8 protein-coding genes and 1 pseudogene are annotated in these 14,710 nt (G+C 44.1%); 6 read left to right on the top strand and 3 right to left on the bottom strand.

All coding sequences use genetic code 11. The features are described 5' to 3' along the window. Positions 1-422: 422 nt before the first annotated feature. Positions 423-3,536: an NACHT domain-containing protein gene (locus UNDKW_RS01035; RefSeq protein WP_162057233.1), complete on the top strand. Its 3,114-nt coding sequence runs from the start codon at positions 423-425 to the stop codon at positions 3,534-3,536. Positions 3,537-3,724: 188 nt separating this feature from the next. Here the strand turns inward: UNDKW_RS01035 and tnpA are convergent, their stop codons facing one another. Both tnpA and UNDKW_RS01025 read right to left on the bottom strand, forming a co-directional pair. Next, complete coding sequence (tnpA, locus tag UNDKW_RS01030) at positions 3,725-4,153, bottom strand: IS200/IS605 family transposase (protein ID WP_162057232.1); 429 nt, start codon at positions 4,151-4,153, stop codon at positions 3,725-3,727. Positions 4,154-4,345: 192 nt separating this feature from the next. Beyond that, the gene (locus tag UNDKW_RS01025) at positions 4,346-6,544 is read right to left on the bottom strand and encodes an OsmC domain/YcaO domain-containing protein (protein WP_162057231.1); all 2,199 of its coding nucleotides are present in this window, start codon (positions 6,542-6,544) and stop codon (positions 4,346-4,348) included. A 669-nt stretch (positions 6,545-7,213) separates the two neighbouring features. On the opposite strand from UNDKW_RS01025, the gene UNDKW_RS01020 reads away from it, so the two are divergent. Together UNDKW_RS01020 and UNDKW_RS01015 are read left to right on the top strand one after the other, a co-directional pair. Then, entirely contained in the window at positions 7,214-10,087 is a 2,874-nt protein-coding gene (locus UNDKW_RS01020) for a hypothetical protein (protein WP_162057230.1), read from the top strand. Positions 10,088-10,094: 7 nt separating this feature from the next. Beyond that, positions 10,095-11,996, top strand: a complete 1,902-nt coding sequence (locus UNDKW_RS01015; protein ID WP_162057229.1) for a hypothetical protein — start codon at positions 10,095-10,097, stop codon at positions 11,994-11,996. A gap of 159 nt (positions 11,997-12,155) precedes the next feature. Here UNDKW_RS01015 and UNDKW_RS01010 read toward each other — a convergent pair whose 3' ends face one another. Then, entirely contained in the window at positions 12,156-12,497 is a 342-nt protein-coding gene (locus tag UNDKW_RS01010) for a YciI family protein (RefSeq protein ID WP_162057228.1), read from the bottom strand. Positions 12,498-12,975: 478 nt separating this feature from the next. Between UNDKW_RS01010 and UNDKW_RS01005 the strand changes: the two genes are divergently transcribed. From UNDKW_RS01005 to UNDKW_RS31020, 3 genes and pseudogenes are all read left to right on the top strand, one after another. Continuing rightward, the gene (locus UNDKW_RS01005) at positions 12,976-13,491 is read left to right on the top strand and encodes a helix-turn-helix domain-containing protein (RefSeq protein WP_162057227.1); all 516 of its coding nucleotides are present in this window, start codon (positions 12,976-12,978) and stop codon (positions 13,489-13,491) included. Then, positions 13,469-14,014, top strand: a complete 546-nt coding sequence (locus UNDKW_RS01000; RefSeq protein WP_162061711.1) for an IS630 family transposase — start codon at positions 13,469-13,471, stop codon at positions 14,012-14,014. Before UNDKW_RS01005 ends, UNDKW_RS01000 begins: the two co-directional genes overlap by 23 nt. 484 nt (positions 14,015-14,498) lie before the next feature. Beyond that, positions 14,499-14,651, top strand: a pseudogene (locus tag UNDKW_RS31020) (patatin-like phospholipase family protein); the annotation flags it as partial. Positions 14,652-14,710 lie beyond the last annotated feature (59 nt).

Below are 14,710 nucleotides of genomic sequence, written 5' to 3'. Positions count from 1 at the left end.
AATATTATAAGAATTGTGAAAAACAATCTTAAATGACTAAATTCTCTATTTAGTGCATCGCGGTCAAAATTTCTTTCTCGAAATTATGTGCATTGCAAACAACGATTCGAAAGTCCTATCACAGCATAATTACAACAGATTATTTAAAGCTAGAGAAATACGAAGGCATTGAAATTATCAATTTATTACATTTTATTATTAAATAGTTATGGTAAATTTCCTTCTAAAAGCTGCATGATATAAGAATATCTTTTTGGCACGCACAGCGCGCACAATAAAATGGCACGCAACTTCATTGCGCTAAAAATCAAGCTACAACAATCTTCGGAATTTCTCCACAGCTGAATTGATTCATAGCTGTGATAAAACGTGAGTTAAAGAATATCCAGTAGTCGCTCAACATATATATAAAGACAACAAACATGGCATTCAATAGCACCAAAAAAAAAGACGATGCACAAAAAATTTTGTCTAACCTAAGCTATGTAACGGAAGCGAAGATGAATGAAGAAATCTTAATTGTAGTCATAACTGAAGCAGAGTATTCAATTGTGAGAAAAGCTATGGATGCTTTAGAGGCCATGTCTATAGAAAGCCACTCAACTTTAGAAAGAGGAGTTCTTTGCGGTCAAAGAGCTGTTCTTTGTAAAATTCGCGATATGGGAACCAAAACACTCGGGTCTGTCGGGTTAGCCTTGACGTCCATATTAAAAAGTGTCAAACCAACTTATGTCGTTGAAATTGGTATTTGTTTTAGCTTGAAGTCGGAATTAAGCATCGGAGACGTAGCGATATGCAAAATGTCCAGTGATTACGAATATCAAAAAATTGTAAATGGTGTTGTGAAACATAGAGTTCGTTCTTTATCGGCACCGGATCCATTGTTTGCTCAACTCTCGCACTTTGCTAGAAACTATAAAGCTGACTTTTCAAGCAAGGAAGGTGTGTACGCTTGTGGTGATAAAGTTGTTGATGATAGCGTTTTCAAACAAAAAATTCTTCAATGCGTACCAGATGCTTTAGCTGGTGACATGGAATCCTACACTTTCGCATTAGCCTGTACTGACTTCGGCGTGCCATGGGCTGTTATCAAAGGAGTATCCGACGACGGCGTAAATAAGGCGGATGATGACCAAATACGCGCTGTGACAAACGCAGTAAAATTTTTTACAGATTATCTACAATTAGAGCCGAATAGGATTTCCTCAAAACTAGAGATTAATTCAAGCGCACAAACTATCGACTATAAAGATATTAGTAGAGAAATTTTCGGAAAAAAAGACATAGTTACTGAAAATTTTGAAGGCTCGAAAACCGCTTATGAAGCTCACTTTCACCCAGAACTAGGGCATGCTTGGGTAATCATTTATTTATATAAAGCGCAAAGTGTGCCAGAAGCACTTAGGATTTTTCTAAAATCATCAAAAAACCCCAAAGTGCGTATTGAAGTATGTCTAGTATCTAGAAATTTAGTTTTAGAGCAACGACTTACGGCTTATAAAAGTATGTTAACTCAGGCAGGATATGAAAATGTCTACATAAATTCCATCAAGCAGTTTATTTTTGATCGGATAGTAAAAGGCAAAACTTCGCATACTACTCTTTCTAACGAAGAACAATATATTGATCAAACAGTTTATCGCAACGGAGGCGAAGCGTTTACCACAAAGCAGTATTTGATGTCGTTTATCGAACCTGTAGAAAACTCACCGAATCTCATGCCAATCAATGTCATTCTTGGAGAAGGTGGCATTGGGAAAACAACTTTATGTCGAAATTTTGCACAACACTATTCTAAATTTGAGCAAAAGCAAGAATTTCTAATGCTAGTTACCAAGCACGATATATTAAATGCTTATTCAGGTAACTCCATCAATTCTATTACAGACCTTTATCGTGAGTATCGCCGCAACCAATCGGGCGCAGATTCAATAAATGAAACCAATTTCGAACTCTGTTTAAGTTGCGGCTCTATTGTAATGATGATCGACGGAATTGATGAGATTGAAGCTGCACTTGCGGGAATGTTTGACATGGATAGATTCATAGATTCGATTAAGCAACTCGATTCAATATTACATTCCTGCAAAGTTTTTCTCACATCAAGAAGTGTAGGTGCAGAACGTTTTCAGTCTTTGGAAAATGTTGACATTCTCAACCTAAAAGGTTTTACAACGGATGATGTCGGTAAATACTTAAACAAAGGTGATGCGAAAGTTGCGATTTCAATAAATAGAATAATACACAAAATAAAGCCAGCCTCTGGATTTGTAAATCCATATTTATTGAGCGTGTTGTCACAAATATTTGCTAGCGACAGCGGCAGCGATGATATGTCTGAAAGCACGGCACGCTTGGATTTGACTGATCCCTTTGAATATGTACTTGCGCGTTTACTGAGTAGAGAAATAGAAAAACAATCTCTAAAAATTTCAATAGATGACTATTACGATTTTCTAGAGTACGTTGTGATAGATGAAGAGAATTCCACTCCCTTAGAAGAATTTATTAGATATATAGATGTAATGCTTGGAGGTGCGAGTGGCAAATCGCAGCATACCTCAGTTGGAAGTTATCTAAAATGTTTATTATTCAGTTTGAACAACGATAGAGTTAATATTTCGCATGAAGAATTTGTGAACTTGATTAGAATTAAAGCAGGAATAAATGCATTCCAAATTGAAAGTCAGATTAATTCTCAAGATGTCGGTCACTTAACTAAAATCTTAGGAACTGACTATAACGATATAACGGGAGTCAAAGGTGCCATTGCATCTGCGCTTTGGAAACAACAGGCAGATGTTGACTCAGTAAATTCGATGTTCAAAAAATATGTCTCACATTTTAAAAATGAAACATCCAATTTTAGCTTAATGCAGAGTAGGGCAATATACGGGCTTCATGCACTTGCTTTTGAGTACAACAAAATAAAAGATGGAACTTCTGCGGCAGCATTACTAAAAATGTTGCATGGTGGGCCTAAAATTTCTCAATTATGCGTATTAGGAAATTTTTATAAGATAGATTTTAGTGGACTGGAATTTGTCGATTGCGAGTTTAGTGGCTATCAGCGATTACTTTCTTGCAAAGCTGATTCAATTACAAAATTCAAAAAATCTAGTTTCACTAATTGCTCTGCCAAGTCCGGCGAAAGTGACTTTACTTCATCAATGTTTGACGACGATTGTACTTTAGATGAAGGGATGCACTTAGCAATCAATCACAGTGCGGATAAAAAAGAAGGTCGCATTGAACGAATAAGATCCGATCTAAAACGGGTTTTAAAAGCAATGCGCGTTGGCTTTAGCTTCGGTACTTTTAGTCAAAACCGCATAAACCAAAATGTAACATTGGCCAGTGGTGCAAAGCTTGAGACTTTTTTGAGTCAGCTATGTACCGCAAATATATTGATATTTGACCATAAAACATCTTTATATCAAGTTAACCCAACGGTTCAAGATCATGCATATGTCCTTTGTGAAGAAGGTCATGCGAGGGGTCAAATTGTTTCTGCAATTCGAGAGCTGTCCACGTAAAAAGTATCTATTTAACGATAATAAAGTTGCTCAGTGAGCAAAATACTCTGACAGGCTGGCAACACCTATCAGATGTTTTGACCTTGGTAGCTAGTAAATGAACCACGTTCTTAGAACGTGGTTTTGCTTTTTGCTCCCCAGAGGGGAGCACACGTGCGAGCCCTCTGAGAAGGCTCGCTATCTATTTCTTAAAGTTGTAGTTGCTGCTGTCGTGCCTCTTCCTGCTCCTGGAATTTGACGTACTTTCGGATCATTTCAACATCCAGCCCTACCGGGTCTACGCAATATCCTTTTGCCCAGAAATGATTCCCCCAATAGGGCTTCTTTCTCATTTGAGGAAATACGTTAAACAACCTTATTGCCGTACGCCCTTTCAGGACACCCATCAATTCCGATATCGATAACTTTGGCGGCACTTTCACCAATAGATGCACATGATCAACTTGCACGTTCAGTTCCACTATCTCACAACCTAATTGCTGACTATAGGTCATCAAACATTTTTGCACTTCTCGTCCAATTGGACCGCTTAATATTCGGTATCGATATTTGGGCACCCATACCAAATGGTATTGACAATGCCATATTACTTGCGATGCTCTTTTAAACCTGCTCATTTTCGCTTCCTTTCTTGATTGTTGTGCGGACAACATCACGAAAGATACTTCTTTGAGCAGGCTCCTTTCGCTCTAACAGGCAAAGCCAGTTAGGCGATGACCACGCCCATAGGACGTGGTTTTTAAAGTGTTAATAAAAGTTATTTATTAAAATAACCTCCATCAAAGTGAATTCAATCGTAAATGATAAGCTTAATTAGACACCACCTTGCTGCGCGCCGCATGCAGTTTCTTGTAACTATCGATCAGGCGCGCATGCCTGTCCAGCCCTTCGAGTTTCATGCTGGTTGGTGTTAAACCATAGAAGCGTACGCTGCCATCGACTGAACCCAGCACAGCATCCATACGTTCATTGCCAAACATGCGGCGGAAGTTGACGACATAATCAGCTAGCTCCAACTCATCATCCAGCGTCACTTCCAGCACCACGTTCAGGGCCTGATAAAACAGACCGCGATCAACCGTGTTGTCGTTGTATTGCAAGAAGGTTTCGACCAGCTCTTTTGCTTCTTCAAAGTCCTGCAAGGCGAGATTGATCAGCAACTTCAATTCAACAACCGTGAGCTGGCCCCAGACCGTGTTCTCGTCAAACTCTATGCCTATCAGGGTAGCGATGTCGCTGTACTCATCCAGCTCATTATTTTCCAGACGTTCCAGCAAGTCTTCCAGTTGCTCATCGTCCAGCGTATGCAAATTCAGCACATCTTCGCGGAACAGCAGGGCCTTGTTGGTGTTATCCCAGATCAGGTCTTCCACCGGATACACTTCAGAATAACCCGGCACCAGGATACGGCAGGCAGTGGCACCCAGATGATCATACACGGCCATGTAAACTTCCTTGCCCATCTCCTTGAGTATGCCGAACAGGGTCGCTGCTTCATCCGCATTCGAATTTTCGCCCTGACCAGAAAAGTCCCATTCAACAAATTCATAATCAGCCTTGGCACTAAAGAAGCGCCAAGACACCACGCCGCTGGAATCAATGAAGTGTTCAACAAAATTATTTGGCTCAGTCACCGCATTGCTGACAAAGGTAGGCTGGGGTAAATCATTCAAACCTTCAAAGCTGCGGCCTTGCAGTAATTCTGTCAGGCTGCGTTCCAGCGCCACTTCCAGGCTGGGGTGCGCGCCGAAAGAGGCAAACACACCGCCCGTGCGCGGGTTCATCAGGGTCACGCACATGACAGGGTATTGACCACCCAGCGATGCATCCTTCACCAGCACCGGGAAGCCCTGCTCTTCCAGACCCTGTATGCCCGCCACAATGCCAGGATATTTCGCCAGCACTTCTTGCGGCACATCCGGCAAGGCGATTTCACCTTCCAGAATTTCACGCTTGACGGCACGTTCAAAAATTTCAGACAGACATTGCACCTGCGCTTCAGCCAGTGTATTACCGGCACTCATGCCATTACTGGCGAACAGGTTTTCTATCAGATTGGAAGGGAAGTAAACGAGCTCGCCATCTGACTGCCGCACATAAGGCAGCGAGCAGATGCCACGCTCTGCATTGCCGGAATTGGTATCGACAAGATGCGAGCCACGCAGCTCACCCTCAGGGTCATAAATCTCCCGGCTATACTCATCCAGAATATCTTTAGGCAGCGCATCCCTCTTGCCAGGCTTGAACCAGCGTTCTTCCGGGTAATGCACAAAGGCCGCATTGGCGATGTCTTCACCCCAGAACGAACCCGCATAAAAATGGTTGCAACTCAGACGCTCGATATACTCACCCAGGGCTGATGCCAGCGCGCTCTCTTTGGTCGCGCCCTTGCCATTGGTAAAACACATGGGCGAATGAGCATCGCGTATATGCAGCGACCACACATGAGGAATAATATTGCGCCACGAAGCAATCTCTATCTTGATACCCAGCCCCGCCAGCAAGCCAGACATATTCGCAATGGTCTGCTCCAGCGGCAAATCCTTACCCAGGATATAGGTAGCAGCATCCGCAGTAGGGTTCAAGGTCAACAAAGCCTGCGCATCAGCATCGAGGTTCTCGACCTCTTCAATCACAAACTCCGGCCCCGCCTGCACCACTTTTTTGACCGTGCAACGATCGATGGAACGCAGGATACCTTCACGGTCTTTGGCAGAAATATCCGCAGGCAACTCCACCTGTATCTTGAAAATCTGCGCGTAACGGTTTTCCGGATCAACAATATTATTCTGCGACAACCGGATATTTTCAGTAGGGATATTGCGGGTATTGCAATACAACTTCACAAAATAAGCCGCGCACAAGGCCGACGAAGCCAAAAAGTAATCAAAAGGACCAGGCGCAGAACCATCCCCCTTATAACGGATAGGCTGATCAGCCACCACCGTAAAATCATCGAACTTGGCTTCAAGACGAAGCTTATCGAGAAAGTTAACCTTAATTTCCATGGGGGGAGTTCCAAAATAGTGTTCAAAACGAGACAGGCGCTATTATCCATCTTTTCCAGCATGGTCTGTGCGTTTGCTAGCTGAATTGCCCCGTCAGTCTGATGCACCGTTCACTTCCTGCCGAGCGCGTCAACTGGTCAGACAACCCTTCAAATTCCAATTTTTGTAGATCCAGATGATGTGTTTTAAGCAGTGCTGCAACTTTAGATTCATGACAGCTTCGGCTTTAAGTCAGCTTGGAAAAATTCCATTACCAGGTTACGTACAAATCATCGTTGCAGCATTGAATGACAGCATCACGCAAAATTTGGAAATTCGCTGAGAATTTGCAGAAAAACTTACTTGCCAGCAATGACGTATCAACAAATTTAATCTCCCGATGTCGTCAAATTTGCTTTCCATTCCGTTGCATATTAATTATTATGCTAGACTTATTGATACATAATTGATACTTAATTGAATCTCGCAACTGTGCAAGATTTGCGATGTGGCGATGCTTTCAGAACACCTCTCCTGCAGGAATTGGTGGCGCAAAAAATGAGAGTCAAAGCAAAAAGCTCATGCTCTCAGCCTGAAGTGCATTGTTCATCCGTTATTCATCACATCTATAGCTTACTTAAACACATCTGCGCATGGTTTTCTCATTCTTTTTATAGATAAGGGGTTGGTATGTCAGGCAAAAAACTAAGCGACTTGACGAAATATATAGGTGTGCTGCCCTATGCGAGTGAATTATTGGGTGTCTATCAACCTCTGTTGGGGTGGAAATCAAAAAGAAAAGAACAACGTCATGCCAGGTTGCTGGCGCGTGAAAAGTCTTTCACGCTCAATGAAGCATTAAACCAAATTCAAGGCAGTTTTAAGTTCTTGCAACAAGAAGGCAACCCAGCTGCGTTTTTGGGAAACAGACCTGTACAAAACAATATCAAAGATTTGATAGAAATTAGCGTCGGCAACGTACAGCAGACGATTGCCCCTGTAAACCAAAATAGCTTCCTTCTAAGGGCATTAAGCAGCGCCTTCGCTGCTCGGCTTGAAAATGTCGAAGCGCGTGATTTGGAAAACAAATTTATTGACTCATGTGACCAGTTCATTCATGCCGACGCGCTGAAAGAAACCTTAAACAGCGCTGACGAACATGGCGTACTCAATCAAGTGATCAACGCAGCTAACCAATCTGTTGAGGACGAACAGAATATCAACAATGAAATTAAGCGGCAACGACTCTCAAGCATGTTGGAGCATGAATCCAAGGTCGCCGGCATGCTGTTGTACTTAAAAGAAAAGAAGCAGTTTGACGCACTCAAGAGCCTATTTTTAAAAAACAATTCAGGGCCATTTGACAATTTGAATTTCCACTCTTTGGGCGACCTGCTCTTTGACAGCACTGAGCTTAACATCAAAGAAAAGGCAGAAGCCATCAGTTTGTCGCCCATAGGCTTAGTCCACTTGTTCAGGCAGTATTTTTTTGAACTAGATAATTTCCTGGGCACGCCCGTAGAGCACGTATGGCTCAGCCCTGCCGCAACAGCAGAACTAATTGAAGTTTCCAGCAAGCGCGTTTTGACAGAACGATCGTCTGAATTAGTGAGCGAGTCATTACAAAAAAGTGAACTGGAGAAAAAATCCGATGAAGAAATGAGTGATTTGCTCAGAGAAAATAATAAACAAGACGTTAGATTTGGCGCGAGCGTGACGGCTTCCTATTTGGGGGTCACTGCCAGCTCAAATTTTGATTACTCGCAATCGCAAGAAGAAGCCCGTGAAGCCACCCATAAACGTACACGCCAGCAAAGCGAAAAAATAAGTCAGGAGTTAAAACAGGCTTATAAAACCACATTCAAGACTGTCATTGAAACTAATGATACGCAAAGCAAGCGCTATATTTTGACCAACAATACCTCCCAACTCATTAATTATGAGATGCGCCGGAAAATGCGACAGATCGCAATACAAGTACAAGATATAGGCAGCTATTTGTGTTGGGAAACTTTTGTAGATGAGCCAGGGAAACAATTGGGATTAGCCAATCTTGTCCACATTGCGAGTGACGAAAGCGTTAACAAGATACCTGACCCAGACAAAATAATTCTCCCTGAATTTATAGATGCTCCTATTGAAATTAATTACCCCTGGAGACTAGAAGAGTTGCCAAACGGGATACATCTCTTAAAAGTCATTCCTGTCATCCCACCTAAACAAGACTATATCGTCAGTCAATGGAACCTGGAATTATTGAACGGGCCTGCCTGGGATTTCAAGGTAATAGAAAAAACAGCTGTCGTTGTTGCAGGTGAAAAGCACATTACTGAACTCGCGTTCATATTAGACATTCATAACAACAATGGCATTCACGACAATAGCAGTTATGACTTTAAATTCAAATGTTCAATTCGATATATTCCGTCACAAGCCGCCATCCAGAGAAACAAGACTGATAATGACGCATTGATTAACAAGACCACAGAGGAGCGTAGCCTCGCTGCGAAAGAAGATTTTATCAAGAAAGTGCGAGAACGCATTAAACTGGCTTCAGAAATCAAACCAAGGAAAAATGAAGACCTGCGCGAAGAAGAACGCATAATCATCTACCGCAACCTCATCAAGTCCTTGATGAATGAAGATAACTATCTCAGAGGCGACGGCGCAGAAGAGCAGGCGTTGCGTCACAACTTGTCCGAGTACATCAATTCGCTGTTTGATATTGATAAGATGCTCTATTTTGTGGCCCCGGAATGGTGGAAACCGTCCGCCCATCATGGCCAGTTTGTGGGCACCGCAGCTTTGAATAGGCAAAGTCCGTCCACAGCTACTATTGACGTCTCTGGGCAGGCAGCGTGGACAGCACATTTCGCTTCACCGCTCAAGATGAGCGGCACCACACTAAATATCAGCAACGAAACCCATATCAATTCCGCCTATCTCGCCAACTGGTCGAGCAATGAGCAACGTCGTGATAACTATCTGATTACCGAAGATTCGGCACCCGCCCCTCTGGGCGCATCATTGGGCTGGCTCATGCAATTAGATGGGGATAATATGCGTAACGCCTTTTTAAATGCCCCCTGGGTCAAAGCTGTCATGCCTATACGCCCCGGCAAAGAAAGAGAAGCGCTTGCCTGGTTAAAAAGCGCGAATGTCGAAGGCATTGATGGCCTCAACGCAACGACAGACACGCTGGACGAAAACAATGAACCGATGACCATAGAAAAATCCATTGACCAGCTCATTGAAAAACTCAACAAGAAATATGAGTATCAAAAATCGAATCAGGTTTTTGGCAAGAAAGAACTGCCAGATGCACTAGACGAAGCTGGAAACCCCGTTGTAATTGACGACCGCGATATAGTAACGTCTCGTCCAGTTAACAAAGTATTTGAGCATGGCTTTTATCCTTTGCAAAATAGCTTCGCTTTCAAGCCCGGTGCAGAAGCAGACATGCCCTATTTTGATGTTTTTGATCAATGGATAGAAATAGTTCCTACCGATCAGATTGTACCTGTTGCCGTTGAATACGACCCGAAAACAGGCCGGATGAAGTAAGCACCGTATGGGCAATTTAACTATCCCAACGCACGACCAACCTGAACCTGTGCCCATAGCCAGACCCAGTCAGCCAGTGATGCCACATGCATCTAAATTAAAAGCACATCGACCTATACCAGTCCCAAACCGCGCAAGTTTGCAAGCGCAAAAGGTCGACCAGCGCCACCAGCTCGAAGTTAATGTGCGAATAGCGCGTGCAAAAATTGACTCAACCGCCAACATTATGGAATTGCAGACGCAATTAGGCATACGGGATGACTCAGCAGAATCCAGGATCAACTTTTACTTTAAAGCTCTTGAGATACAACGAAAGTTTTCTAATTTTGACATTGATAACCTATACGGCTTGCTGGCTTATGAATTGAATGCTTTGACAGACCAGGATATTTACCCTCATCTTGAGAATTTGCTGAAGTTGGGGATCGATAGAGTAAAAAAAATGAAAACAGTTGCAGAGAGACTTCCTGTCGTTGGCCCTAACGCCAAATGGACAAACGTCTTGACGCTGATTTTACGTTACGAGCGAGATGGTGCGAATCTCCGCTACGCGCGTGACAATTCTTTCAAAGCAGACTCTCCGTGGCTGGTTCACTGGAACCGAGCCAAATTTTTGGTAGCCAAAGATAGTATCATCCCACCCGAAACGCAAACACGGCTATTCCGCCACGACAATCATAGTTCCTACGGAGGCTATCCTAGTGCTGACCTTAAACCGCAGAATATTGGAACACATGAGGTGAGGGGACTCGTATGGGAAGAGCTGAAACATGAAGGTTCCTGCGCCTCTATTAATCTTTGGGATTCTGCCATTTTTACCTGGGGAAGGGGCTTTGCTGGCCTCGAAGGTGGTCTAGCTGGCTTGCTGGTGAGAATGTATGCCGATCCCGACTATCAACATCTGTTTCGAGCGGTTGGTCTACAAGCACTTTCCGGTTCAAAAGATAAACCTGCCTTGATGCGCATCGTCACAAATAACGGAACCCTAAGTGGCCGGGACGCATCAATTTGGAACTACATTAAAAATGATCGTGCACTTATCCTGTTTTTCATCGCCTTGGGCGAGATGAAAGTGATGCCTTTGCAACTTGCACAGAACAAAGAGTATTACCGGCAAAAAGTTGTTGATTTTCAATTTTCTGAAATATGTAATCGCAACCCAATTTTTAAAGTACCAGATACGCAACTCACCAAATGGAAGCAAGACTTTTCCTATGACCCGGCGTTGGACAACGCCACCGATAAGAAAGCTATAGAGAAAAATGTCGCAGCAAAAATGAATTATGAACGTTACATACAATTTCTGGCGCATCTGTTTCACTGGTTACCCATTTTTGGACAAGATGAGGTGCGAGATTCAAAGCATGAAATCGTGCAAGCCTCATTAAACATTCTTAAAGATAAAAATAATCAATACTACAAGGCAAGTTTTCATAATATCTTATTGCAATTCGCCGACAGAGCAGGTGACGACCCTATCAACAAGTCGTTGACGGATGCAGACGCATCGCCAACTAATGATCAGATTAAGATTATTTACCATAGCCTGAAGAACACCAGAACGGTAGTAGATAAAAATGGTGACACCGACCATACGCGAAAACAACTCTACTTCGCTCCCAACATTTTGGACAATGGCCATTTCGAAATATTTGCCAAAGGATTATTCAACGAGTTTATCGTTCAAGGAAAAGCCAACCAAAGCGTCATTGAGTTTTCCGCGATCGAACTGATTGACCAAACAAAACCTGAGCTTGGTTATCAAATTAGAGAAAATAAGAACAACAGCATTATCAAATTAAATCAGCTGCAATTTCAAGGAGCGGCGCTTTACTTTAAATTTCGCGCTCCCCAAAAAAAAGGCGACACATATACGGTTATCAAAGGCTATGTCATCAAAGCCATATAGCAAGCTGCCCGAATCTTGACAAAAATTTGGGGTCTTGTAGATAATCCATCTTGTGCTTAACAGATCGAAAGCTGTAGTGGCCTGATTTTGCAGGTTGAAGAATAACCGATTCTGGCCATGTGATTATGAACTTGCAGGATGCACAGCCGTGTAGCGGCCTCACGAATCAGAATCAAACCCAAATACCCGCAGCTCCTGCTCACAGCGACAGGCTTTCGCGAGACGCGCAGCCCAGGCGATGGCTTCTTCTCTTGATGGAAGCTCAAGTACCGTGAATCCACCATTGAGTGGAGGTGCCCACGGGTAGCCGCCCTCAGCGACTGTACCATTGGCTGACACCAGAACGGGTGGCGCTGTTTCATCAATGCCACCGGCGAAAACATAGACGCCTGCTTCCTTTGCCTCGCGTATCACGGCATGGGCGTCTCGCCCGACCGTCTCCATCTCACTGTCGGGCACTTTCATTGCAGCACTGGGGAATGAAATGAGGTACTTTGCCATGATCTTTTTCTCCAGGAATTTTGTGCTTGGTGATCATGGCAATGTAACTGATCGCACCAAATAAAGTTGGTCGAGATAATATCGTTAAGACTTTGATTTATAAGAGGGCGTATGAGTAGGCAAAGTTGGTCGAGAGTGTTGTTTGGATGTATATCTATAGAACCTCAGAAAATAAAGTTGGTCGTGGCATTCTGATATGCATTACGCCAAAACCTGGGTCATCATTTCTTAACCTGACATATGCTGACTCTCAAGCCTAAATAAAAGAAAATTTGTTGTCTCAGACGAAGCAGAGCATTCAGGTTCCAAATAGGCTATCTACAAACGGAAAATGTAACGGTTGGTACGAACAACGCGCCCTATAAGGTCGAAACGCTAAGTGCAGTATCAGATGTTCAACGCCTCAACTAAACATGGCGACTTAAATATTGGCGCATTTTAGTTTAGAATATCACTGTTCCCATTGACGGAGACAGCGATGCGTAAGTTGCAAATTAGAGATGCGGAAATCATGCGTCTTGCGATTCAACAAGAAATTGAACGTTCCGACGAGTCCCGCTACGGCCATCGCTTACACGGCGTATTGCTAGTGGCAAGTGGTCATTCGTGTGGTGAGGTAGCTCAGTTGTTTGCAGAGGGTGTGCGAACCGTTCAGCGCTGGGTCAAGCGCTTCGAGCTGCATGGATTTGATGGCTTGCGCGATGGTGAACGACCAGGTCGTCCGCGAAGTCTGGACGAGAAGCAATGGAAATCGCTGGCTCGTGACTTGCGCCGAACCCCTCGTGAATTCGGCATTGAGCAAAATTTGTGGGATGGCAAGGTTCTCGGTGAACATCTTAAGAAGCGTTATGGCGTGACGTTGGGCGTTCGTCAATGCCAAAGGATGTTTGGCAAGATGGGATTTCGTCAGCGTAGGCCGCGCCCCCAGGTCGCGCAATCCGACCCCGTGAAGGTCGCTATAGTAAAAAAAACTGCATCGCCTGGCAAGGCGTAAGGACATTGAACTCTGGAGCCTCGACGAATGTCACTTCCAACAACATGGGTCGCGCCTGCGTATGTGGGTACCACCCGAAGTTAAGGATCCTATCTTGCGACATGCTCCAACACGCAAGTCCGTGGCATGCTTTGGCGCTGTGAGTTTAAGCACTGGCAAGTTCGTACACGCCATGTGCAACGTGTTCAATGCCGAGACGTTCAAGGACTTTCTCAAGAAGCTACTGCGGCACCGCTCTCATGGCAAGCGCATGGTGGTTGTGCTCGACAACGCCCGGTACCACCACGCCACCATGCTGACGCCGATGCTGCGCGAGTACCGAGCCGTGTTGACATTGCTGTTCTTGCCTCCGTACAGTCCGCAACTAGCGCCAATCGAGCGGGTTTGGAAACTCGTGCGACGCATCGCTACACACAATCGATACTTTGCAACGCTATCCGAAGTGCTCCAAACAGTCGAAACCTGCTTCGACCGCTGGCGAAAAGCCAACCCCGTTCTGCGCAGACTATGCGGTATTATTTAAGACGCTATGTTTAGTCAGTTCCGTTTTGACTCCGATTCATTCTTTAGAACCCTCGCAACTTTATAGGCGCGAATCTCGGAAGAAGTAACTCATGGCAGCCTTCGCCAGGAAGTGGAAGGTGGATCAAACTGATAGGGTCAACTCAGCTAGCAAACGAACAGAGCGACATCACCACCCTAACTTGGATGGTGCCGTGCTCTGAATAGACGCCCGATAAATGTTGGGTTACTTGTTCGGGTTGGATGACTTGCTTGGTTTTAAAGCTGGAGTATTCCCCGGTGTACCTTTGTTGTCACGTCGACGTTGATCAGGCTTTCCTGTTGATTTAGCAATTGGTTTTGGACCTGGTTTGAGAGCCATACTAAACCTCTTTTTTCAAATGAGTTGTAAGAGGGGAAGCCCTCTCAATGACAGTTATATGGTCACCAAGAAAAATTTCAAGTTGCAGCGTGCAAAGATTGAAACGAGGTGAGAAGGTGGTGGAGTTAGCGGATTGGCGCTAGTTGGTGCCCTCCTCGATCTAGAAAAACACTACGCTTTCGATATATTCAACGGCACATCAGCAGGTGCCATTGCTGCAGTTCTGCTCGCGTGGGGACTTAGAGCCGAAGAACTCGAGCCACATCTGCGTGCACAAAATTTTGTGGCTTTTTCGGCGCTTCCTATTTTACACTTTTGCATAATCAGTTCCTGTTC

Origin of the sequence: Undibacterium sp. KW1, from assembly GCF_009937955.1 — a bacterium.
GTDB lineage: Bacteria > Pseudomonadota > Gammaproteobacteria > Burkholderiales > Burkholderiaceae_D > Undibacterium.
This window is presented reverse-complemented; position numbering and strand designations above follow the sequence as displayed.

Bases quoted from the DNA above. Each gene is read 5' to 3' on its own strand.
- tnpA (WP_162057232.1), bottom strand. From the start codon at position 4,153: ATGAGCAGGTTTAAAAGAGCATCGCAAGTAATATGGCATTGTCAATAC.
- UNDKW_RS01025 (WP_162057231.1), bottom strand. From the start codon at position 6,544: ATGGAAATTAAGGTTAACTTTCTCGATAAGCTTCGTCTTGAAGCCAAG.
- UNDKW_RS01010 (WP_162057228.1), bottom strand. From the start codon at position 12,497: ATGGCAAAGTACCTCATTTCATTCCCCAGTGCTGCAATGAAAGTGCCC.
- UNDKW_RS01020 (WP_162057230.1), top strand. From the start codon at position 7,214: ATGTCAGGCAAAAAACTAAGCGACTTGACGAAATATATAGGTGTGCTG.
- UNDKW_RS01005 (WP_162057227.1), top strand. From the start codon at position 12,976: ATGCGTAAGTTGCAAATTAGAGATGCGGAAATCATGCGTCTTGCGATT.
- UNDKW_RS01015 (WP_162057229.1), top strand. From the start codon at position 10,095: ATGGGCAATTTAACTATCCCAACGCACGACCAACCTGAACCTGTGCCC.
- UNDKW_RS01035 (WP_162057233.1), top strand. From the start codon at position 423: ATGGCATTCAATAGCACCAAAAAAAAAGACGATGCACAAAAAATTTTG.